This window comes from Micromonospora matsumotoense (genome assembly GCF_050951065.1).
In the GTDB taxonomy this organism is placed as follows: domain Bacteria; phylum Actinomycetota; class Actinomycetes; order Mycobacteriales; family Micromonosporaceae; genus Micromonospora; species Micromonospora matsumotoensis.
In genome coordinates this window covers 2491590-2513037 of the sequence record NZ_CP192025.1, presented here as the reverse complement: position 1 = coordinate 2513037, position 21448 = coordinate 2491590, and the positions used below count along the sequence as shown (strand labels likewise).

The window sequence follows — 21448 nt, the reverse complement described above, 5'->3', positions numbered from 1 at the left end:
TCGGGCGGGGGAGGGCGGGGAGGGCGGAGGGAGGGAGAAGAGCAGGGGGTTAGTCGCGGCGGAGGACGGCCAGGAACATGGCGTCGGTGCCGTGGCGGTGCGGCCAGAGTTGGACGGTGGGGCCGTCGCCCAGGCCGGGCATGCCGGGCGGGAGCAGGGTGCGGGCGTCGACGAAGTCCGCCGCCACACCGGCGCGGCGGGCGGCCTCGGTGACCGTCACGTGCGTCTCCACGGTGTGCGGGGAACAGGTCACATAGGCGACCAGACCACCCGGGCGGGTCGCCCGCAGCGCGGCGGCGAGCAGTTCCCGCTGCAACCGGGTCAACGGAGGCAGGTCCGACGGCTGCCGCCGCCAGCGCGACTCGGGGCGGCGACGCAGCGAACCCAGCCCGGTGCACGGGGCGTCGACCAGCACCCGGTCGAAGTGCCCCTCCGGCAGGTTCGGGTCCGCCCCGACGGTGCGGCCGTCGGTGTGCAGCACGTTCACCGGCAGACCCCGGGTGGCCTGCTCGACCAGCCGGGCCCGGTGCTCGGAGACCTCGACCGCGGTCACCCGGGCACCCCGTTGCGCGGCGAGCGCGCCGAGCAGGCCGGCCTTGCCGCCGGGTCCGGCGCACAGGTCCAGCCAGCGGCCGTCGGGGCCGTCGAGGGGGGCCGTCGCCAGCGCGTTCGCCACCAACTGGGAGCCCTCGTCCTGCACGTGCGCCCGGCCGTCGGTCAGCGCCGGCAGGTCACCGGGGGCACCACCGGACAGATAGACCGCGTACGGGGAGAACGCGCCCGGGGCGCCGCCGACCTCGTCGGCCAACTCCACCGCGTCGGCCCGGCCGGGACGGACGCACAGGTGCACCGGCGGGCGCTCGTTGTCCTCGATCAGCAGCCGGGTGACCTCGCCCAGGTCACCGCCGAGGGCGTCGGCGAAGGCCCGCACGATCCACTGCGGGTGGCTGTAGGTCACGGCCAGGTGGCCGATCGGGTCGGCCGCCGGGGACGGGGCGAGCTTGGTCACCCAGGCGTCGAGGTCCTGGCCGGCCACCTCGCGCAGCACCGCGTTGGCGAACCCGGTGGCGCCCTCCCCCACCGTGCGGACCAGGTCGACCGTGGACGACACGGCCGCGTGCGCCGGCACCCGGGTGTGCAGCAGTTGGTAGGCCCCGAGCCGCAGCGCGTCGCGCACCGGCGGGTCGATCCGCTCCACGTCCCGGCCGGCCGCGGCGGTGAGGATCGTGTCCAGGGTCCCGAGCTGACGCAGCGTGCCATAGGTCAGCTCGGTGGCGAAGGCGGCGTCCCGCCCGGTCAGCCCCTGCTCGCGCAGGATCGCCGGCAGCACCAGATTGGCGTACGCGTCGTCGCGGTGCACCGCCGCGACCGCCTGGTACGCCGCATAGCGGGGCAGGTCCACCGCCGGGCGGACCGGTCGCCCGGGTCGCCCGCCCCACCGGTCGGCGCCACCCCGGTCACCCCACCCGCCGGTGCGGGCGGTGCGGTCCCCCCGGAAGCCGCCGGCCGACCGCTCGGGCCGCCGGTCGTCGCCGCGCTGCTCGCGCCGCGCGCCGTCGACGGGACGCTCGGGTCGGTGCGTCGGCCCCGTCACGCGAACTCCTCCCCGGCACCGACCCGTACGCCGCGCGCCCAGTCGGTCGCCGGCATGGCCCGCTTGCCCGCCGCGCGTACCTCACCGAGTTGCACGGGCACGGTCGCCGTGCCGGCCCACACGCGGGATTTCTCCACCAGCAGTTCTCCAGGTTTCAGATCGGGGCCGTTGCCGACCGGTGTCACCGTGCCGAGCTTGACCCGGTCGCCCCGGAAGGTCGTCCACGGGCCGGGTGCCGGGGTGCACGCGCGGACCCGCCGGTCCACCGCGAAGGCGGGGTCGGTCCAGCGCACCCGGGCGTCGTCCACGGTCAGCTTCGGGGCCAGCGAGACCCCGTCGGCGGGCTGCGGCTCGGCCCGCGCGGTGCCCGCCTCGATCGCGTCCAGGACGGCCACCAGCAGCCCCGCACCGGAGTGGGCGAGCCGCTCCAGCAGGTCGCCGGAGGTGTCGGTGGGGCGGACCTCGTCGGTGAGCGTGCCGTAGACCGGGCCGGTGTCCAGCCCCTGCTCCAACTGGAAGACGCTGGCCCCGGTCAGCTCGTCGCCGTGCAGCACCGCGTGCTGCACGGGCGCCGCGCCACGCCACGCGGGCAGCAGCGAGAAGTGCAGGTTGATCCAGCCGAACCGGGGGATCTCCAGCGCCGTCGGGGGCACCAGCGCGCCGTACGCGACGACCGGCACGCAGTCGGGTGCCAGCGCGCCGAGCCGGTCGAGGAACTCGGGCTCCCGGGGCCGGGCCGGGGTGAGCACCTCGACGCCGTGCTCGTCGGCCCAGGCGCCGACGGGCGAGCGGAGCACACCCCGGCCCCGGCCGGCGGGCGCGTCGGGGCGGGTCACCACGGCCACCAGGTCGTGCCCGGAGGCGTGCACCGCGGCCAGGGCGGGGACGGCGACGGCCGGGGTACCGGCGAAGATCAGACGCATCGGCGGGTCACCGACCCAGACCGAAGGGGCCGCCGGCGGCGTGCGGGCTGACCTTGACCGTGGGCGGGGCGGCGGCGTCGTACCAGTCGGCCTGGCGGATCGCCTTCATCGCCTCCTTGCGGCCGGCCGGGTCCAACCGGTCGAGGAAGAGCACCCCGTCGAGGTGGTCGGTCTCGTGCTGGACACAGCGCGCCATCAGCCCGGTGCCGACGATCTGCATCGGGTCGCCGTAGCCGTTGAAGCCCTTGGCGATCACGTTCTGCCGGCGCTTGGTGTCGAAGTAGAGCCCGGGAATCGACAGACAGCCCTCCGGGCCGTCCTGCTCCTCGGTGTCGGGGAACTCCAGCACCGGGTTGACCAGGTGGCCGAGCACGTCGTCCACCTCGAAGGTGAAGGCCCGCAGGCTCACCCCGAGCTGGGGCGCGGCCAGCCCGGCGCCGCCACGGTCGCGCATCGTGTCGGTGAGGTCGGCGATGAGCCTACGTAGCTCGACGTCGAAGTCGACGACCGGATCGGCCGGCGTGCGCAGCACCGGGTCCCCGAACAGACGGATGGGCTGGACGGTCACGCGGGGTGGCTCCTTCGTTGGACGGCGTGGTGCCGTACCAGTCTACGGAGTGCCGAGGGGGTGCCGGCCGGCGTACCGCGACGGGTCGGGATCGGGCCGTGACGCCGGCTCAGGCGCTGGTGCCCGGTTCGCCGGCGAGCACGGCGTCCCCGCCGAGCAGGGCGTGCGCGGGCAGCGGGAGCCGGGTGCCGTGGGCGGCCTCCCAGTCGTGGACCAGGCTCGGGCGGACCTGGCTGGCGAAGTAGTCGACCGCGCTCGTCCCGCCGACGACCGGTTCGTCCACCTCGGCGACCAGGTGCGCCGGCACCAGCGGGAAGCCGTTGCGCAGGGCGGCGCTGAGCCGGCGGTGCCCGTCGACCACGAAGAAGTACTCGCCGGTGAAGCCGATCCGCAGCGGTTCGAGGGCCTCGTCGCCGGCTGCCGCCAGGTCCCCGACGAACTCGGACCCGTCGAGCCCGCGCAGGGTGGCGACGTCCTCGGTCGGGTAGACCCGGGCCGGGTCCAGCAGCAGCAGCGGCGGGGCGTCACGCAGCACGTCGGCGCCGAGCCGGCCCTCGTACGCGTCGATGATGTGCGTGATGACCTCCTCGGCGGAGGCCCGGGTGGTGTCGCAGACCAGGTCGTAGTTGCGCAGCCGGGCCTTGTCGACGCCGTAGCGGAGGATGAACCGGTTCCGCTCGCTCTCGCTGCGTTCGCGCAGCTTGGCCTCCGCCTCGTCCAGCGAGGTGTAGCTCTCGGCCGGGCCGGACGGGCGCAGCAGTACCCGTCGGGCCGCCTCGGCCGGCTCGGTGATCATGTGCACCTTGAGCGCGTCGGTGAAGAAGTGCCAGGCCAGCCGGGAGTCCATCACCAGCGACTCGCCGGAGGCGGCGATGTTGCGCTGGAGTTGGTCGACGTAGCCGTCGACGGCCTGGTCCAGCTCGGCGTGCAGGTTGAGCTGGAGGGCGGTCATCTGCCGCTCCTGCGCCATCTGCCGGTAGAGATCGCCGACGCTGACTCGGCGCAGGCCCAACCGCTGGGCGATCTCGACGGAGACGGTGCTCTTGCCGCTGCCGAGGTCACCGTTGAAGACGATCGACTGACGAACGGTCACCACTGGTCCACCCCTGCTCACCGGCTGCTTGACTTCATCGATCCGGCGTAGATCCGACGCGCTTCCGCCTTCGTCGCGCCATCATGCGCCCGGGTATGACGGGCGATGCTATCACGCGGTCTGTCGCCTCCCGCCGCACGCGGTGTGCGACGGACGACTGGCCAGGCGCTTCCCGGCACTGACTGGTGACTCAGAACAGGCTGAGCGGATCGACCTGGAGGCGGACCGGATCGGCAGCCCGGCGGGCGCTGCGTGCCCCGGCCGCGGTGTGCAGCGCCTCGGCCAGCGCGGCGGCCCGGGACCGGGGCACCCGGACCAGCATCCGTTCCCGGTCCTGATCGGCAGGGACCGGGCCGAGCACCTCCGCCCCCTCGGGCAGCCGGGCCTGAGCCAGCAGATCGGCCACCGCGTCCGCGCCGCCGGTGACGCTGGCCATCTTCACCGCCGGGGGGAAACCCAACTCCCGGCGCTCGGCCAACTCCCGGGCGGCGAACCAGCCGGGGTCCCAGCGCAGCAACGCCTGCACCGGGGCGAGCGCGCCGTCGGCGACCACCACCACCTTCCCACCGGCCGGAGCGGGTCGGGCCAGGGCCGCGGCGGACAGCCACCGGCGCAGGGTCTCCTCGCCGGCCCGCAGATCGGCCCGGGTGAGCAGGGCCCAGGAGTCCAGCAGCAGGACCGCGCCGTACCCCCCCTCGGCCACCGGCTCGGCACCGGGGGTGGCGACGACCAGTCCGGCGCCGGCCGGGACGTCGGTCAGCACCTCGTCGCGGCCCGAGGTGCGCACCGGCACCCCGGGAAAAGCCCGACCCAGCTCCTCGGCGGTCCGCCGGGCACCGGTGACCGCCGCCCGAAGCCGCCGCCCACCGCACTGCGGACAGGCGTACGCGGCAGCGACCCGGCCGCACCAACGGCAGGCCGGTGGGGCGTCGGCGGCGGGCAACGCCAGCGGGCCGGCGCAGTGCGGGCAGCGGGCCGGGGTCCGACAGTCGGCGCAGGAGACCGACGGCAGGTAGCCCCGGCGGGGCACCTGGACCAGCACCGGCGCGTCGGCGCGCAGGGTGTCCCGGGCGGTGGTCCAGGCCAGGCTGGGCAGCCGGGCCGTCGCGGCCCCCGGGTCGCGGGCCAACTGCGGGTCGTCGCCGGTCGGGGCGATGGCCGGGGTACGCGCCCGCAGGGTCGCCCGGTCCGCGACCACCTCACGGGCCCAGCCGGTCTCCACCAGCAACTGCCCCTCGGCGGTCCGGGTCCAGCCGCCGACCAACGCGGCGGCCTCGCCGAGCCGGGCCCGGGTGAGCAGCACCTCCCGCGCGTGCGGGTAGGGCGCGCGCGGCTCGGCGTGCAGGTCGTCCCCGTCGTCCCAGATCGCCACCAGGCCGAGCCGCGCCACCGGGGCGAACATGGCGGCCCGGGTGCCGATCGCCACCGGCACGTCGCCCCGCCGGACGGCCAGGAACGCCCGGTAGCGACGGGCCGGGCCGAGCGCCGCCGAGAGGGTCACGTGCTGTCCGGGGCCGAGCAATGCGGTCAACGCCGCGTCGAGCCGGTCGAGGTCCCGGGCGTCGGCCACCACCACCAGCGCGCCCCGCCCTCCGGCGAGGGTGGCGGCGACCGTGTCGGCGTAACGGGCCGCCCAGTCCTCCCCGGCCAGCGCCGACCAGACGGCCCGGGGCGCCCGCCCGTCGGCGAGCGCCGTCAGGTATGCCGGGCCGGTCGGATAGTCCCGCCACCCGCGCGGGTCGGGCACGGTCCGACGCGGTGCCACCGCCGCTCCGCCGCCCGGACCGGTGCCAGCCTGCTCAATGCCGACCGGACCGGTGCCAGCCTGCTCAATGCCGGCCGAATCGGTGCCAGCCGGCTCGGGGACGGTGCGGGGTTCCTTCTCGACCCGGGCGTGCCGGGGCGGGACGGCCAGCCGGAGCACGTCGGCGAGGTTGCCGGCGTAGCGGTCGGCGACCGCCCGGGCCAGCCCGGCCACCTCGGCGGCCAGCACCGGCTCCGGGGAGACCACCTTCTCCAGGTATGCCAACCTGCCGCCGTGCGCCGAGGCGTCGACACGTTCCAGCAGCCAACCGTCGACCAGTTGGCCGGCGAAACGGACCTTGACCCGGACCCCGGGCACCGCGACGTCGGCCAGACCGGCGGGGACCAGATAGTCGAAGGGACGGTCGAGGTGCGGCAACGGGACGTCCACGCAAACCCGAGCGACCGGCGACCCGTCTGCGGGTCGCCGGTCGCTGGGCGTGGTGCCGGTCAGGCGCCCGCTACCGACTTCAGGTCGGCCGCCCGGTCGGTGCTCTCCCAGCTCAGCTCCGGCAACTCCCGGCCGAAGTGGCCGTAGGCCGCAGTCTGCTGGTAGATCGGGCGGAGCAGGTTGAGATCCCGGATGATGGCCGCCGGCCGCAGGTCGAAGACCTCACCGACCGCCTTCTCGATCGCGGCCACCGGCACCGTCTCGGTGCCGAAGGTCTCGATGAAGAGGCTGACCGGGTGGGCCTTTCCGATCGCGTACGCGACCTGCGCCTCGCAGCGCTCGGCCAGGCCGGCGGCGACCACGTTCTTGGCCACCCAGCGCATCGCGTACGCGGCGGAGCGGTCCACCTTGGACGGGTCCTTGCCGGAGAACGCGCCGCCACCATGCCGGGCGTACCCGCCGTAGGTGTCGACGATGATCTTCCGGCCGGTCAGCCCGGCGTCACCCATCGGGCCACCGATCTCGAACCGGCCGGTCGGGTTGACCAGCAGCCGGTAGCCGTCGATGTCCAGGCCCAGGCTCTCCAGCTCCGGCGCGATGACGTGGTCGCGCACGTCCGGGGTGAGCAGCGAGTCCAGCGAGATGTCCGCGGCGTGCTGGCTGGACACCACGACGGTGTTCAGCCGGACCGGGCGCAGCCCCTCGTACTCGATGGTGACCTGCGTCTTGCCGTCCGGCCGCAGGTACGGGATGGTCCCGTCCTTGCGCACCGCGGACAGCCGCTGGGCCAGCCGGTGCGCGAGCGCGATCGGCAGCGGCATCAGCTCCGGCGTCTCGGAGCAGGCGAAGCCGAACATCATGCCCTGGTCGCCGGCGCCCTGCGCGTCCAGCGCGCTCTCCGACGCCCCGGTCCGCAGCTCGAAGGCGTTGTCGACACCCTGTGCGATGTCCGGCGACTGGGCGCCGATGGAGACACTGACGCCGCAGGACGCGCCGTCGAAGCCCTTCTTCGACGAGTCGTACCCGATGCCGAGGATCGTCTCGCGGACGATTGTCGGGATGTCGGCGTACGCCTTGGTGGTCACCTCACCGGCGACGTGGACCTGGCCGGTGGTGATCAGCGTCTCGACCGCCACCCGACTGTGCGGGTCCTGGGTGAGCAGGGCGTCGAGGATCCCGTCGCTGATCTGGTCGGCGATCTTGTCCGGGTGGCCTTCCGTGACCGATTCGGACGTGAAGAGGCGGCGTGTCACGGCACTCCTAAGCTCTTTAGATAATCGTTCCGCAGCAGTCTAGTCACCCTCGTACACCGCTCACGACCGGGCGAGTCGGCATCCACTGTTCAGGACCGGGTCGCCCACCGGGCGAGCACGAGGTCCCAGACACGGTCGGCCAGGTCCTCCTTGTCCTGCTCGGGCAGGCGGTGCACGGCGCCGTCGGCGCCGATCACGGTGGCCGCGTTGGTCTCGGCCCCGAAGACCTTGTCGACGCCGACCTCGTTGACGACGACGAGGTCGGCCCGTTTCCGGGCGAGTTTGGCCCGGCCGTTGGCCTCGGCGTCGCCGGTCTCGGCGGCGAACACCACCAGCACCTGCTCCGGACGACGGCGGCGGCCCAACTCGGCGGCGATGTCCGGGTTGGTGACGAGGGCGATGGTCGGCGCGCTGCCGTCGTCCGGCTTCTTGATCTTGCCAGTCGCGTAGGTCGCCGGTCGGAAGTCCGCCGGTGCCGCCGCCATCACCACCGCGTCGGCACCGGCGGCGGCGGTCAGGGTCGCCGTGCGCAACTCCTCGGTGGTGCCCACCCGGACCAGGTCGACCCCGGCCGGGTCGGCCAGCGACACGTTGGCGGCGATCAGGGTGACCCGGGCGCCCCGGGCGACGGCCGCGCGGGCGAACGCGTAACCCTGCTTGCCGGAGGAGCGGTTGCCGAGGAACCGGACCGGGTCGAGGGGTTCCCGGGTGCCGCCGGCGGTGACCACCAGGTGCCGGCCGGCCAGATCGGCGGAGGCGTCGACACCCCGGGCGAGGGCCCGGCGGGCGACCGCGAAGATCTCGGCCGGGTCGGGCAGCCGCCCCTTGCCGCTGTCGGCGCCGGTGAGCCGGCCCACAGCGGGCTCGATCACCCGGACGCCGCGGGCCCGCAGGGTGGCCACGTTAGCGACGGTGGCCGGGTGCTCCCACATCTCGGTGTGCATCGCCGGGGCGAGCACCACCGGGCAGCGGGCGGTGAGCAGGGTGTTGGTGAGCAGGTCGTCGGCGAGGCCGTGGGCGGCGCGGGCGAGCAGGTCCGCCGTGGCCGGCGCGACCACCACCAGGTCGGCCCGCTGGCCGAGCCGGACGTGCGGGACCTCGTGCACCTCGGACCAGACGTCGTCGGCGACCGGCTGGCCGGACAGCGCCGCCCAGGTCGGCGCCCCGACGAAGCGGAGCGCCGACGCGGTCGGCACGACCCGGACCCGGTGACCCGACTCGGTGAAGAGTCGCAGCAGCTCACACGCCTTGTAGGCGGCGATGCCGCCGCCGACTCCGAGCACGATCTCGGCGGACATCGGGGCTACGGGGGTTACGGCTGGTCGGTCGGCTCGGCGGTGAGCAGGCCCGCGTTGATCTCGCGCATGGCGATGGAGAGCGGCTTCTCCTGCGGGGTGGTCTCCACGAGCGGGCCGACGTACTCCAGCAGGCCCTCACCGAGCTGGCTGTAGTAGGCGTTGACCTGACGCGCACGCTTGGCAGCGAAGATCACCAGCGCGTACTTCGAGGTGGTCTTCTCAAGCAGCTCGTCGATCGGCGGGTTGGTGATGCCCTCGGGGTTGGCGATGGATCCCACGAAATACCTCTGCGTCTGAAAGGTGTCCGCGCGAGCGCAGCTGGTCGCTCGGGCCGCGCGGACGCGGCTGGGCGCTCGATCCCGGCTGGTCGCTCGAACACGGCGGTGGCTCGAACAAGGCGGTCGCTCGAACACGGTCTGCGGTCGGACGGGAGCCAGATTAGGACGAACCGAGCAAGCCTACCAGCTCAGCGGCGGCGCGCTCGGTGCGGTCGTGGTGGACGGTGTGCGCGGCGAGGGCCGCCAGGGCCGGGTCCGCGCGGTGTCCGGGCGGGAGCAGCAGCACCAGCCGGGCCGATGGCACAGCCGCAGTCACGGCGAGCGCCCCGGGCGGGTCCAGCGGAAGCAGCACCGGCCGTCCCCGCGCCAGTCGGTCGATCAGCGGGGCACGCGGCGTGCCCCGGCGGTACGGCCCGGTCCGGGACCACTCCAGCAATCCGCCCGCGGCGATCATCCGATCGAACTCGGCCGGCTCCCGGAAGAGCCGGTCGACGCCGTCGGACTCGCCGGGGCGACGTGCCCGGGTGGTCACCGGAACCGGCACCCACACGGATGGAGAACGTGCCCGGACCGCCTCGACCACACCGCCCCGACCGGCACCCGAAGGTCCGGTCAGGACGGTGAGCCGTGCCGCCGGGCACGCCTCGTCATCCGTGCTCACCGCTTGTTTCTACCTGCTGCGGCGTTCAGTTGGCGGCGAACTCTCCAAGCAGCGCCTTACGCTGCTGCTCGCCCAGGCCACGCAGGCGGCGGCTGTCGGCGATCTTGAGCTTCTCCATGATCTGGGTGGCCCGGATCTTGCCGATACCCGGCATCGCCTGAAGCACGGCCGACACCTTGAGCTTGCCGACGACATCGTCGGACTCGGCTCGCGCAAGGACTGCGGCCAGGGTGGTCTTGCCCTGCTTGAGCTGCTCCTTCAGCTCAGCACGGGCCTTGCGGATCTCCGCGGCCTTTTCCAGCGCGGCAGCGCGCTGCTCGGGGGTCAGTGACGGGAGCGGCACCAGTTCTCCTCAGGTCCCTATCGCGACGGGCGGTACGCACCGCCGCTCTGTGAAACGTGGTGTCGCTGAAAACCAAAGGGGTCCGTGGTTCCCAGCGCGGGGAAAACTAGCGTTCGGCGGAGCTTTCGGCAACGTGGACGCGCGATGATCAACGTAAAGTGACCGAGCCGTCAGTCAGTGACGCGCAGCCAGAATGTGTCGGCAGTCGGCCACCGCACGGTCCGCGGCGGCCCGCAACGCGTCGGCGTCCGGGCCCGCGTGGAGCACCTCCCGGGAGTACGACGGCAGCACTGCGGACAGGCTCGAACCGAACACGGTCGGTAGGTCGGCAGCCGTCGCGCCCTGCGCGCCGAGGCCCGGAGCGAGCAGTGGACCGTTGACCCGGGACAGGTCGTGACCGGTGTCCCCGATGGTCGCGCCGACCACCAGACCGATGCTGCCGAGCGGCTCCGCACCCCTGTTGAGCTGGGAAATCTCATCGATAACAAGCTGCGCGACCGTCCGCCCACCGGAGGTGACGGCGCGCTGCACCTGCGCCCCCTCCGGGTTCGAGGTGAGCGCTAACACGAACACCCCGCCGCCGTGCGCGACGGCCGACTCGAACATCGGGGCCAGCGAACCTACTCCCAGGTAGGGGCTCGCGGTGACCGCGTCGACATACAGCGGGCTGGATGGATCAAGGTACGCGGAGGCGTACGCCGCGACGGTCGAACCGATGTCGCCGCGCTTGACGTCGAGCAGAACGAGCGAGCCAGCTTCGCGCAACTGTCGGATAGTTGACTCAAGAATCGCCACTCCGCGGCTCCCGAATCGCTCGAAGAAGGCCGACTGAGGCTTGATCACCGCAACCCGGTCACCGAGCGCTTCCGCGACGGTCCGGGCGAACCGCGCCAACCCGTCCACGTCGTCCGGCAGACCCCAGCGGGCCAACAGCCCGGGATGCGGGTCGATGCCCACGCAGAGCGGCCCACGCTCCGCCACCGCCCGGTGCAACCGGGTTCCGAAGGTCTCCATCGATGCTCCTCTCGTCTCCTACTGCGCGCCGGCAGCGGCGGTCGCCACCCCGGCCTCGGTCCTCCTGCGGCCCGGTCAGCCGGCCGCCACCGCGGCGGCGATCCCGGCGGCGATCCGGGCCACGTCGTCATCCCCGGTCAGGTACGGCGGCATGGTGTACACCAGATCGCGGAAGGGGCGCAGCCACACGCCCCGGGCCACCGCAGCGGCCGTCGCCGCCGCCACGTCCACCTCGTGGTCCAGCTGCACCACACCGATCGCGCCCAGCACCCGGACGTCCACCACCCCCGACGCCCCCCGCAGCGGCTCCAGGCCGGTCCGCAGCCCCGCACCCACCCGCGCCACCTCGGCGGCCCAGTCGCCGGCCCGCAACAGCCCCAGAGAGGCGTTGGCCACCGCACACGCCAACGGGTTGCCCATGAACGTCGGGCCGTGTGCCAGCACCCCGTCGGCGGAGATCCCCCGGGCCACCTCCGGGGTGCACAGCGCCGCCGCCAGGGTGAGGTAGCCACCGGTGAGCGCCTTGCCGACGCAGAGCACGTCCGGGGTCACCCCGGCGTGCTCCGCGGCGAACATCCGCCCGGTCCGACCGAACCCGGTGGCGATCTCGTCGAAGATCAGCAGCACTCCGTGCGCCCGGGTCACCTCGCGCAGCACCCGCAGGTAACCCGGATGGTGGAAGCGCATCCCGCCGGCGCCCTGCACCACCGGCTCGACGATCACCGCGGCCAACTCGTCGGCGTGCCGGGCGACCGCGTCGGTGAGCGCCGTCACGTACGCCGGGTCGGGCGGGTCGGCGAAGCCGCCGGGCGGCACCGGGGCGAAGACCTGCCGGGGCAGCACGTCCCCCCAGAGGTGGTGCATCCCGCCCTCGGGGTCGCAGACGCTCATCGGGTGGAAGGTGTCACCGTGGTAACCGCCCCGCCAGGTGGCCAGCCGACGGCGCTGCGGCAGGCCGACGGCCCGCTGGTACTGCAGGCACATCTTGATCGCCACCTCGACCGACACCGAGCCCGAGTCGGCCAGGAAGACGTGCGCCAACCCGTCCGGGGCCAACTCGACCAGGGTCTCGGCCAGCCGGACCGCCGGCTCGTGGGTGAGCCCGCCGAACATCACGTGACTCATCCGGCCGAGCTGGTCGGTGACCGCCGCGTCCAGCACCGGATGCCGGTAACCGTGGATCGCCGCCCACCAGGACGACATCCCGTCGACCAGTTCCCGGCCGTCGGCCAGGCGCAACCGGACACCCTGCGCGCTGTGCACCACGTACGGCGGGTGTGCCGGCGGCAGTGCCGCGTACGGATGCCAGACACGGGCCCGGTCGACGGCCAGGATCTCCTCGGGCGTCACGCGCGTTCCTCCGTACCCTCGTCGGCCGCCGCACCACCGGCGGCCGGCCCTGCTCTGCTGCCCTGACGGCGACAGCGGTCGGTCTGGACCGGCCGCACGGCGACCGCGACGGGGACAGCGGTGCCGTGGCCCGCTCCCACGGCGGCCACTGCGCTCCGGCCCGCCCGTCCGGCGATCACGACGGCGAGGGCGGTGCGCCGATCCGCCTGCGCGGCGGCGGTGAGCCGAGAGGCGCCGGTGAGGCGAGAGGCGGCGGTGCGCCGCGGCCGTGGGGAGGTGCGGCGGACCGGTCGCCCGGAATGCCGCCCGGAGTCCGGTGCCCGCTGCCGAGCCGGTCGCCCTGGAGCAGGAGCACGCTGCCGGCCCGGTCGCCCCGCTTCGGCAGCCACCGTCACCGGGGTGAGCCCGGAGCGGGCGCACCCGGCCGGGCCGGGGTGGGCGGGCGCTGCCGCTGTGGCGGCGGCAGCGTCGACGCGTACTGCTGCCATGGCCAGCCCGGAGCGGGCGCGCGCCGCCGCGGTGACTCCGGCGGTGGCGCGCGCTGTGGCCACGCTTCCTCGTGCCCGAGCGCGAGCAGCGGCAGCGGGAGTCCTGGGGGCGGCCGGGGAGTGTCGTGTTCCCGGCCGCGCCACGGCGGGCACGACCGGGTCCGCCGGACGTGCCCGCCGGTTCACCGGCCGCTCGCCGCCGGATCGCCGGCCGACACCCCGGCCCCGGTGGAGACGCGGACGGCGGCCCGGACCAGGGCCGGGCCCCGGTAGATCAAGCCGGTGTAGAGCTGGACCAGGCTGGCTCCGGCGTCGAACATCCGGGCCGCGTCGTCCGGGTCGAGGATGCCGCCGACGCCGATCACCGGGAGCCGGCCGCCGGTCTCCCGGTGGACGAAGGCGACCATCTCCCGGGCCCGCCCGGTCAGCGGGCGACCAGACAGACCGCCCGCCTGCGCGCCGCGTTCCCCGTCGGCGGACGCGAGGCCGTCACGGGCCAGGGTGGTGTTGGTGGCGATCACCCCGGCCGCCCCACGGGCCAGGCAGACCTCCAGCAGTTCGGCCACGGCCGGCTCGGTGAGGTCAGGGGCGATCTTCACCAGGACGGGCTTCTCCCCCACCAGGGCGGTCAGCAGGGCGTCCAGGTGCGCCTTGTCCTGCAACGACCGCAGCCCGGGGGTGTTCGGGGAGGAGACGTTGACCGCGAAGTAGTCACCGTGCCCACGCAACGCCTGGTACGAGGTGAGGTAGTCCTCGACCGCCTCGTCCAGCGGGGTCACCTTGGACTTGCCGAGCGAGATCCCCAGCGGCACCCCGAGCGGGCGGGGCAGGGCGGCCAGCCGGTCGGCGAGGGCCTGCGCACCGGCGTTGTTGAAGCCCATCCGGTTGATCACGGCCGCGCTGTCGGGCAGCCGGAACAGCCGGGGCCGTGGGTTGCCCGGCTGGGCGTGCGCGGTGACGGTGCCCACCTCGACGAAGCCGAACCCCAGCGCCGGCCAGGCCGGCAGTGCCACCCCGTTCTTGTCCATCCCCGCCGCCAGTCCCACCGGGTTGGGGAATTCCACCCCGAACACCGTCCGAGGTGCCCGGTGCAGATTGCGGGCCCGCAGCAACGCCAGCGCCGCCGGCCGCCGCGACACACTCGCCAACCGCCGCAGCGTCCACTCGTGCGCCGCCTCGGCGTCCCCACCCCCGATCCGGAACAGAACCTCCCGAACCCCCTTCTCGAACATCACCACGCCCCGACCTCCCGCTCGACACTCTCGTCGGTGATCAAGAGGTTTGCGTCACCCCACCCGCCGTTCGGTGACCGAAACCTCTTGATCACCGGACCGAACGGGGGGTGGGGGGCGCGCGGGGGGTGGGGGGTCATTGGGCGGCTCGGAGGGCGGCGTGGAGTTCCTGGAGGGGGCGCACGCGCATGTCGCCCCGGATGCGGGCCTCGATGCCCATGACCGCCGCCGCCGCGCCCGGCACGGTGGTGATGCAGGGGATGTCGGCCGTGACGGCGGCGCTACGGATCTCGTAACCGTCCGAGCGGGCGCTCGCGCCGGAGCCCTGCGGGGTGTTCACCACCAGTGCCACGTCACCGGCGAGGATCATCGAGACCGCGTCCGCGCCCTCGCCCGCCTGGTAGTGCTTACGGATCTGCTCGCAGGCGATGCCGTGCCGACGCAGCACCTCGGCGGTGCCGGTGGTGGCGACGATCTCGAAGCCCAGGTCGGCGAGCCGCTTGATCGGGAAGATCATGCCACGCTTGTCCCGGTTGGCCACCGAGACGAAGATCTTCCCGGCGGTCGGCAGCGAGCCGTACGCGGCGGACTGGCTCTTGGCGAAGGCGTGCCCGAAGCTGGTGTCGATGCCCATCACCTCGCCGGTGGACTTCATCTCCGGGCCGAGCAGCGAGTCGACCCCCTTGCCGGCCGGGGTGCGGAACCGCTTGAACGGCAGCACCGCCTCCTTGACCGCGATCGGGGCGTCGGGCGGCAGCACCCCGCCGTCGCCGGTCGCCGGGAGCAGCCCCTCGGCGCGCAGCTCGGCGATGGTCGCGCCGAGGGCGATCCGGGCCGCCGCCTTGGCCAGCGGCACGGCGGTGGCCTTCGAGACGAACGGCACGGTACGGGAGGCCCGCGGGTTCGCCTCCAGCACGTAGAGCATGTCGTCCTTGAGGGCGTACTGGACGTTGAGCAGGCCGCGCACCCCCACCCCCCGGGCGATCGCCTCGGTGTAGCGGCGCACCTCGGTCAGGTGCGAGCCGGCCAGCGTGATCGGCGGCAGCGCGCACGAGGAGTCGCCGGAGTGGATGCCGGCCTCCTCGATGTGCTCCATCACGCCACCCAGATAGACCTCACCGTCGGCGTCGCAGAGCGCGTCCACGTCGATCTCGATGGCGTCGTCGAGGAACCGGTCGACCAGCACCGGGTGGTCCGGGGAGATCTCGGTGGCCCGACCGATGTAGTCGCGCAGCGTGGCGTCGTCGTAGACGATCTCCATGCCCCGCCCACCGAGCACGTACGACGGCCGGACCAGCACCGGGTAGCCGATCTCGTCGGCGATCGCCTTCGCCTCGTCGTACGAGGTGGCCATGCCGTGTGCCGGGGCGCGCAGGCCGGCCCGGGCCAGCACCAGGCCGAACGCGCCGCGCTCCTCGGCCAGGTGGATCGACTCCGGGGAGGTGCCGACCACCGGCACCCCGGCGTCCTTGAGCCGCTGCGCCAGCCCCAGCGGGGTCTGCCCGCCCAGCTGCACGATCACCCCGACCACGCCGGGGCCGCCGGCCGCCTTCCCGGAGGAGTCCTCGGCGTGCCAGACCTCCAGCACGTCCTCGAAGGTCAGCGGCTCGAAGTAGAGCCGGTCCGCGGTGTCGTAGTCGGTGGAGACCGTCTCCGGGTTGCAGTTGACCATGACGGTCTCGTAGCCGACAGCACCCGACCCGGCCGCGTCCGTGGCGGCGGAACCCGCCGCGCCGAGCGGAGCGGCGCGCAGCGCCTGGACGGCGTGCACACACGAGTAGTCGAACTCGATGCCCTGCCCGATCCGGTTCGGGCCGGAGCCCAGGATCAGCACCTTGGGCCGGTCCGACGGGGCGACCTCGGTCTCCTCGTCGTACGTCGAGTAGTGGTAAGGGGTGGTCGCCTCGAACTCGGCGGCGCAGGTGTCCACGGTCTTGTAGACCGGGCGTACGTCGAGCCGGTGCCGCAGGATGCGGACGCCGTCCTCGGCGGCCAGCTCCGGGCGGAGCGCGGCGAGCTGCCGGTCGGACAGCCCGGCCCGCTTGGCCCGGCGCAGCAGGTCGGCGTCGAGCACCGGGGCGGCCACGATCTCGGTCCGCAGCTCGACCAGGCTGGCGATCTGGTCCAGGAACCACGGGTCGATTCCGCCGGACGCCGCCGTGACCTCGGCGATCGACGCGCCCAGCCGCAGCGCCCGCTCGACGGTGTAGAGCCGGCCGTCGTGCGGCATCCCCAGCGCGGCGAGGGTGCTCTCCCGCGTCGCCCCCTCCGGGTCCGGGGTGGTCCAGAAACCCGACGACGTGGTTTCCATCGAGCGCATCGCCTTGTTGAGCGCCTCGGTGAAGTTGCGGCCGAGGCTCATCGCCTCACCGACCGACTTCATCGTGGTGGTCAACTCCGGGTCGGCGCCGGGGAACTTCTCGAACGCGAACCGCGGGATCTTGACCACCACGTAGTCCAGGGCCGGCTCGAACGCCGCCGGGGTCTTGCGGGTGATGTCGTTGGGAATCTCGTCGAGGGTGTAGCCGATGGCCAGCTTCGCGGCGATCTTGGCGATCGGGAAGCCGGTGGCCTTCGACGCCAGCGCCGACGAGCGGGACACCCGGGGGTTCATCTCGATCACCACGATCCGGCCGTCCGCCGGGTTGACCGCGAACTGGATGTTGCAGCCGCCGGTGTCCACCCCGACCTCGCGCAGCACCGCGATGCCCAGGTCGCGCAGGTTCTGGTACTCCCGGTCGGTGAGCGTCATCGCCGGGGCGACGGTGACGCTGTCGCCGGTGTGCACACCCATCGGGTCGATGTTCTCGATCGAGCAGACCACCACCACGTTGTCGTGCCGGTCGCGCATCAGCTCCAGCTCGTACTCCTTCCAGCCGAGCACACTCTCCTCGATGAGCACCTCGTGCACCGGGCTGGCGGCCAGGCCGGAGCCGGCGATCCGGGTCAGGTCCTCGTCGGTGTGCGCCATGCCGGAACCCAGGCCGCCCATCGTGAACGACGGCCGGATCACCACCGGCAGGCCCAGCTCCGCGACGGTCTCGCGGACCTCGTCCATCGAGTGACAGACCCGGGACCGGGGCACCAGGCCGTCCGGATCGGCCAGCCCCAGCCGTACGCCGGCCTTGGCGACGATCTCCTTGAACAGCTGGCGGTCCTCACCCCGGTTGATCGCCTCGATGTTCGCGCCGATCAGCTCGACGCCGTACTTGTCGAGCACGCCCGCGGCGTGCAGGGCGACCGCGGTGTTCAGCGCGGTCTGCCCGCCCAGGGTGGCCAGCAGCGCGTCGGGGCGCTCCTTGGCGATGACCAGCTCGACGAACTCCGGGGTGATCGGCTCGACGTAGGTGGCGTCGGCGAACTCCGGGTCGGTCATGATGGTCGCCGGGTTGGAATTGACCAGGCTGACCCGGATGCCCTCGCTGCGCAGCACCCGGCAGGCCTGGGTGCCGGAGTAGTCGAACTCGCAGGCCTGCCCGATCACGATCGGCCCGGAGCCGATCACCAGGATGTGCTTGAGATCGTCGCGCTTAGGCATTCGTGCGCCCCTCGCTGAGGTTGCGGCCCGCGCCGGGCTGCCCGTCGGGGCCACGGCCCTCGATCAGCTCGGCGAAGCGGTCGAAGAGGTAGTCGGCGTCGTGCGGGCCGGCTGCCGCCTCCGGGTGGTACTGGACGGTGAAGGCGGGCACGTCCACGGCCCGCAGCCCCTCGACGACGTTGTCGTTGAGGCAGACGTGCGACACCTGCACGCCACCGAACTCGGTCTCGATGACCTCGTCGGGAACGACCGGGCCGGCCGCCGTGCCGGGCTCGCGCCCCGGCCAGGCCACCGCGAAGCCGTGGTTGTGGCTGGTCACCTCGACCTTGCCGGTGACCCGGTCGAGCACCGGCTGGTTGATGCCCCGGTGGCCGTAGCCCAGCTTGTAGGTGCCGAAGCCGAGCGCCCGGCCGAGGATCTGGCTGCCGAAGCAGATGCCGAACAGCGGAATCCGCCGACTCAGCACCTCCCGGGCCAGCGTCACCGGCCCGTCGGCGGTGGCCGGGTCACCCGGGCCGGGCGAGAAGAAGACCGCGTCCGCGCCGGTGGCCAGCAGGTCGTCGATGGTGGAACCGGCGGGCAGCACGTGGGTGGTGACCCCCCGGGCGGCCAACCGCCGCGGCACGTTGCGCTTGATGCCCAGGTCCACCGCGGCGACGGTGTAGCGGTGCACGCCCTCCGCCTCGACCACGTACGGGGTGGCGGTGGTCACCTCGGCGGAGAGGTCCGCGCCGACCATCTGCGGGGACTGCCGGACCCGCTCCAGCAGGGCGCGCGGATCGTCCTCGACGCTGGAGATGCCGACCCGCATCGCGCCGCGTTCGCGCAGGTGCCGGGTGAGCGCCCGGGTGTCCACCCCGGCGATGCCGACGACGCCCTCGACGCCGAGCCGGTCCTCCAGGCCACCGGTGGACCGCCAGTTGGAGCCGATCCGGGCCGGGTCGCGGACCACGTACCCGGCGACCCAGATCCGGTCGGACTCGTCGTCCTCGCCGTTGACGCCGGTGTTGCCGATGTGCGGCGCGGTCTGCACCACCACCTGCCGGTGGTAGGACGGGTCGGTCAGGGTCTCCTGGTAGCCGGTCATCCCGGTGTTGAAGACCGCCTCGCCGAAGGTCTCCCCGACACTGCCGTACGCCTCACCGTGGAAGGTCCGCCCGTCCTCCAGGACCAGGATCGCCGCTCTGCGCTTCGCCATCACACGTCACCTCCGATCCGGACTGCGGGACTCCGCTTCGCTGCGTTCCTCGCTCGAATCACGCGCCCTCCCCCGATCCGGACTGCGGGACTGCGCTTCGCTACGTTCCTCGCTCGAATCACTTGACAGCCTTTCCGTCCAGGACCGTCGGCTCGCCGCGCAGGAAGGTCGCCACGATGCGACCCGGCAGCGTCATGCGGGCGTACGGGGTGTTGCGACTGCGGCTGGCCAGCTCCGTGGGCTCGATCACCCGACGGGCGGCCGGGTCGACCAGGGTCAGGTTGGCCGGTGCCCCGGGTGCCGGGTCGAGGCCGTGGCCGTCGAGTCCGGCGATCCGGGCCGGGGTCCGCGACATCCGGTCGGCGATCAGGTCCCACTGCGGGCCGAGCACGTCGAGGGCGATGGACAGCGCCGTCTCCAGACCGAGCATGCCCGGCCGGGCGTACGCCCACTCGCACTCCTTGTCCTCCACCGCGTGCGGGGCGTGGTCGGTGGCGACGATGTCGATGACGCCCTCGGCGAGCGCGGCGCGCAGCGCGGCGACGTCGGTGCCGGTCCGCAGCGGCGGGTTGACCTTGAAGACCGGGTCGTAGCTGGCCGTCGGGCTCCAGTCGGGCGAGAGCGCGGGGCTCGCCAGCTCACCCCGGCCGCCCACCACCTCGTCGGTGAGCAGCAGGTGGTGCGGGGTGACCTCGGCGGTGACCCGTACCCCCCGGGCCTTGGCCTGGCGCAGCACCTCGACGCTGCCGGCGGTGGAGACGTGGCAGACGTGCAGCCGGCTGCCGACGTGCTCGGCGAGCAGCACGTCGCGGGCGATGATCGCCTCCTCGGCGACCGCCGGCCAGCCGGTCAGCCCGAGCCGGGTGGAGACCTCGCCCTCGTGCATCTGCGCGCCCTCGGTGAGCCGGGGCTCCTCGGCGTGCTGGGCGATGATCCCGTCGAACGCCTTGACGTACTCCAGGGCCCGGCGCATCAGCTTGGGGTCGGCGACGCAGTGCCCGTCGTCGGAGAAGATCCGCACCCGGGCCGCCGAGTCGGCCATCGCGCCGAGTTCGGCGAGCCGCTCGCCGGCCAGCCCGACGGTGACCGCGCCGATCGGCTGCACGTCGACCAGCCCGGCCTGCCGGCCGAGCCGCCAGACCTGCTCGACCACGCCGGCGGTGTCGGCGACCGGCGAGGTGTTCGCCATCGCGCAGACCGCGGTGTAGCCGCCGAGCGCCGCCGCCCGGGAGCCGGACTCCACGGTCTCGGCGTCCTCCCGACCGGGTTCGCGCAGGTGGGTGTGCAGGTCGACCAGGCCGGGCAGGGCGACCAGCCCGGTGCCGTCGATGACGGCGGCGTCCGGGGCGGTCAGCCCGGACCCGGTCGCGGCGACGACGCCGTCGCGGATCAGCAGGTCGGTCGGCGCACCGCCGACGACGCTCACGTTCTTGATCAGGTACGCGGTCACCGGTTGTTTCCTCCGAGCAGCAGGTAGAGCACGGCCATCCGCACGGAGACCCCGTTGGCGACCTGTTCGACGATGGTGGAGCGGGGTGAGTCGGCGACCTCGGGGGTGATCTCCATCCCCCGGTTCATCGGCCCGGGGTGCATGACGATCGCGTGTTCGGGCAGCCGGCGCATGCGTGGGCCGTCCAGCCCGTAGCGGCGGGCGTACTCGCGGGCGGACGGGAAGTAGGAGTCGTTCATCCGCTCCCGCTGCACCCGCAGCATCATCACCACGTCCACCCCGGGCAGCACGGCGTCGAGGTCGTAGCAGACGTCGGTGCCGGGGTGGGACCCGGCGGCCGGGCCGGCGTCGGTGACCGCCGGCGCGGCACCCGCGCGGGCGGCCCAGTCGACCGGGATCAGCGTCGGCGGGCCGACCAGGGTGACCTTGGCGCCGAGGGTGCTCAGCAGCAGCACGTTGGAGCGGGCCACCCGGGAGTGCAGGACGTCCCCCACGATCGCCACGTGCAGGCCGGCGAGCCGTCCCAGCCGGGCCCGCATGGTGTACGCGTCGAGCAGCGCCTGGGTCGGGTGCTCGTGGGTGCCGTCGCCGGCGTTGACCACCGATCCGTCCACCCAGTTGGCCAGCCGGTGCGGGGCGCCGGAGGCGGGGTGCCGGACGACCACCGCGTCGGCCCCCATCGCCTGGAGGGTCAGCGCGGTGTCCTTCAGGCTCTCGCCCTTGGTGACGCTGGAACCCTTGGCGGAAAAGTTGATCACGTCGGCGCTGAGTCGCTTGGCGGCGGCCTCGAACGAGATCCGGGTCCGGGTGGAGTCCTCGTAGAAGAGGTTCACCACGGTCCGGCCGCGCAGTGCCGGCAGCTTCTTGACCTCGCGGCCGGCGACGGTGGCCATCTCGGCGGCGGTGTCGAGGATCTGGGTGGCGGTGTCGGCGTCCAGGTCGGCCCCGGAGAGCAGGTGTCTGATCATGAGCG

17 protein-coding genes are annotated in these 21448 nt (G+C 73.5%); all 17 read right to left on the bottom strand.

From position 1 onward, the window contains the following. Positions 1-49: 49 nt before the first annotated feature. Positions 50-1594: an RsmB/NOP family class I SAM-dependent RNA methyltransferase gene (locus tag ACQP1S_RS11175; protein WP_245722834.1), complete on the bottom strand. Its 1545-nt coding sequence runs from the start codon at positions 1592-1594 to the stop codon at positions 50-52. Then, on the bottom strand, positions 1591-2517 hold the full coding sequence (fmt, locus tag ACQP1S_RS11170; RefSeq protein ID WP_091253189.1) for a methionyl-tRNA formyltransferase: 927 nt from the start codon (positions 2515-2517) through the stop codon (positions 1591-1593). The genes ACQP1S_RS11175 and fmt overlap by 4 nt, the downstream gene beginning before the upstream one ends. A 7-nt stretch (positions 2518-2524) precedes the next feature. Continuing rightward, complete coding sequence (def, locus tag ACQP1S_RS11165; RefSeq protein ID WP_357889586.1) at positions 2525-3085, bottom strand: peptide deformylase; 561 nt, start codon at positions 3083-3085, stop codon at positions 2525-2527. Positions 3086-3194: 109 nt separating this feature from the next. Next, the gene (locus tag ACQP1S_RS11160) at positions 3195-4178 is read right to left on the bottom strand and encodes an AAA family ATPase (RefSeq protein ID WP_432905938.1); all 984 of its coding nucleotides are present in this window, start codon (positions 4176-4178) and stop codon (positions 3195-3197) included. 190 nt (positions 4179-4368) lie between these two features. Further along, positions 4369-6372 (bottom strand): primosomal protein N', encoded by a 2004-nt coding sequence (locus ACQP1S_RS11155; RefSeq protein ID WP_432905936.1) that lies wholly within the window; start codon positions 6370-6372, stop codon positions 4369-4371. A gap of 59 nt (positions 6373-6431) precedes the next feature. Further along, complete coding sequence (gene metK, locus ACQP1S_RS11150; RefSeq protein ID WP_432905933.1) at positions 6432-7625, bottom strand: methionine adenosyltransferase; 1194 nt, start codon at positions 7623-7625, stop codon at positions 6432-6434. 89 nt (positions 7626-7714) lie between these two features. Continuing rightward, complete coding sequence (gene coaBC, locus ACQP1S_RS11145) at positions 7715-8923, bottom strand: bifunctional phosphopantothenoylcysteine decarboxylase/phosphopantothenate--cysteine ligase CoaBC (RefSeq protein WP_432905930.1); 1209 nt, start codon at positions 8921-8923, stop codon at positions 7715-7717. 14 nt (positions 8924-8937) lie between these two features. Further along, positions 8938-9201 carry a DNA-directed RNA polymerase subunit omega gene (gene rpoZ, locus ACQP1S_RS11140; RefSeq protein ID WP_007075826.1) on the bottom strand — a complete coding sequence of 88 codons (264 nt, stop codon included), beginning with the start codon at positions 9199-9201 and terminating at the stop codon, positions 8938-8940. Between the two features lie 160 nt (positions 9202-9361). Next, complete coding sequence (locus ACQP1S_RS11135; protein ID WP_432905925.1) at positions 9362-9862, bottom strand: guanylate kinase; 501 nt, start codon at positions 9860-9862, stop codon at positions 9362-9364. A gap of 25 nt (positions 9863-9887) precedes the next feature. Then, positions 9888-10205, bottom strand: coding sequence for an integration host factor, actinobacterial type (gene mihF / locus ACQP1S_RS11130; RefSeq protein ID WP_067309448.1), 318 nt, complete (start codon positions 10203-10205; stop codon positions 9888-9890). 174 nt (positions 10206-10379) lie between these two features. Then, complete coding sequence (gene pyrF / locus ACQP1S_RS11125; protein ID WP_432905922.1) at positions 10380-11219, bottom strand: orotidine-5'-phosphate decarboxylase; 840 nt, start codon at positions 11217-11219, stop codon at positions 10380-10382. 75 nt (positions 11220-11294) lie between these two features. After that, positions 11295-12569, bottom strand: a complete 1275-nt coding sequence (locus ACQP1S_RS11120; protein ID WP_432905919.1) for an adenosylmethionine--8-amino-7-oxononanoate transaminase — start codon at positions 12567-12569, stop codon at positions 11295-11297. A gap of 670 nt (positions 12570-13239) precedes the next feature. Continuing rightward, a complete protein-coding gene (locus ACQP1S_RS11115; RefSeq protein ID WP_432907967.1) occupies positions 13240-14292 on the bottom strand; it encodes a quinone-dependent dihydroorotate dehydrogenase in 1053 nt (350 codons plus the stop codon). A 133-nt stretch (positions 14293-14425) separates the two neighbouring features. Further along, entirely contained in the window at positions 14426-17827 is a 3402-nt protein-coding gene (gene carB / locus ACQP1S_RS11110) for a carbamoyl-phosphate synthase large subunit (RefSeq protein ID WP_432905917.1), read from the bottom strand. Beyond that, positions 17820-19025 carry a glutamine-hydrolyzing carbamoyl-phosphate synthase small subunit gene (gene carA / locus ACQP1S_RS11105; protein ID WP_432905915.1) on the bottom strand — a complete coding sequence of 402 codons (1206 nt, stop codon included), beginning with the start codon at positions 19023-19025 and terminating at the stop codon, positions 17820-17822. Before carA ends, carB begins: the two co-directional genes overlap by 8 nt. A gap of 118 nt (positions 19026-19143) precedes the next feature. Beyond that, positions 19144-20475, bottom strand: coding sequence for a dihydroorotase (locus tag ACQP1S_RS11100; protein WP_091253167.1), 1332 nt, complete (start codon positions 20473-20475; stop codon positions 19144-19146). Next, complete coding sequence (locus ACQP1S_RS11095; protein WP_091253165.1) at positions 20472-21443, bottom strand: aspartate carbamoyltransferase catalytic subunit; 972 nt, start codon at positions 21441-21443, stop codon at positions 20472-20474. Before ACQP1S_RS11095 ends, ACQP1S_RS11100 begins: the two co-directional genes overlap by 4 nt. Between the last annotated feature and the right edge of the window lie 5 nt (positions 21444-21448).

Coding starts and splice junctions, on each gene's coding strand:
- coaBC (WP_432905930.1), bottom strand. CDS start 8,923: ATGTCCGCCGAGATCGTGCTCGGAGTCGGCGGCGGCATCGCCGCCTAC.
- carB (WP_432905917.1), bottom strand. CDS start 17,827: ATGCCTAAGCGCGACGATCTCAAGCACATCCTGGTGATCGGCTCCGGG.
- pyrF (WP_432905922.1), bottom strand. CDS start 11,219: ATGGAGACCTTCGGAACCCGGTTGCACCGGGCGGTGGCGGAGCGTGGG.
- carA (WP_432905915.1), bottom strand. CDS start 19,025: ATGGCGAAGCGCAGAGCGGCGATCCTGGTCCTGGAGGACGGGCGGACC.
- ACQP1S_RS11095 (WP_091253165.1), bottom strand. CDS start 21,443: ATGATCAGACACCTGCTCTCCGGGGCCGACCTGGACGCCGACACCGCC.
- fmt (WP_091253189.1), bottom strand. CDS start 2,517: ATGCGTCTGATCTTCGCCGGTACCCCGGCCGTCGCCGTCCCCGCCCTG.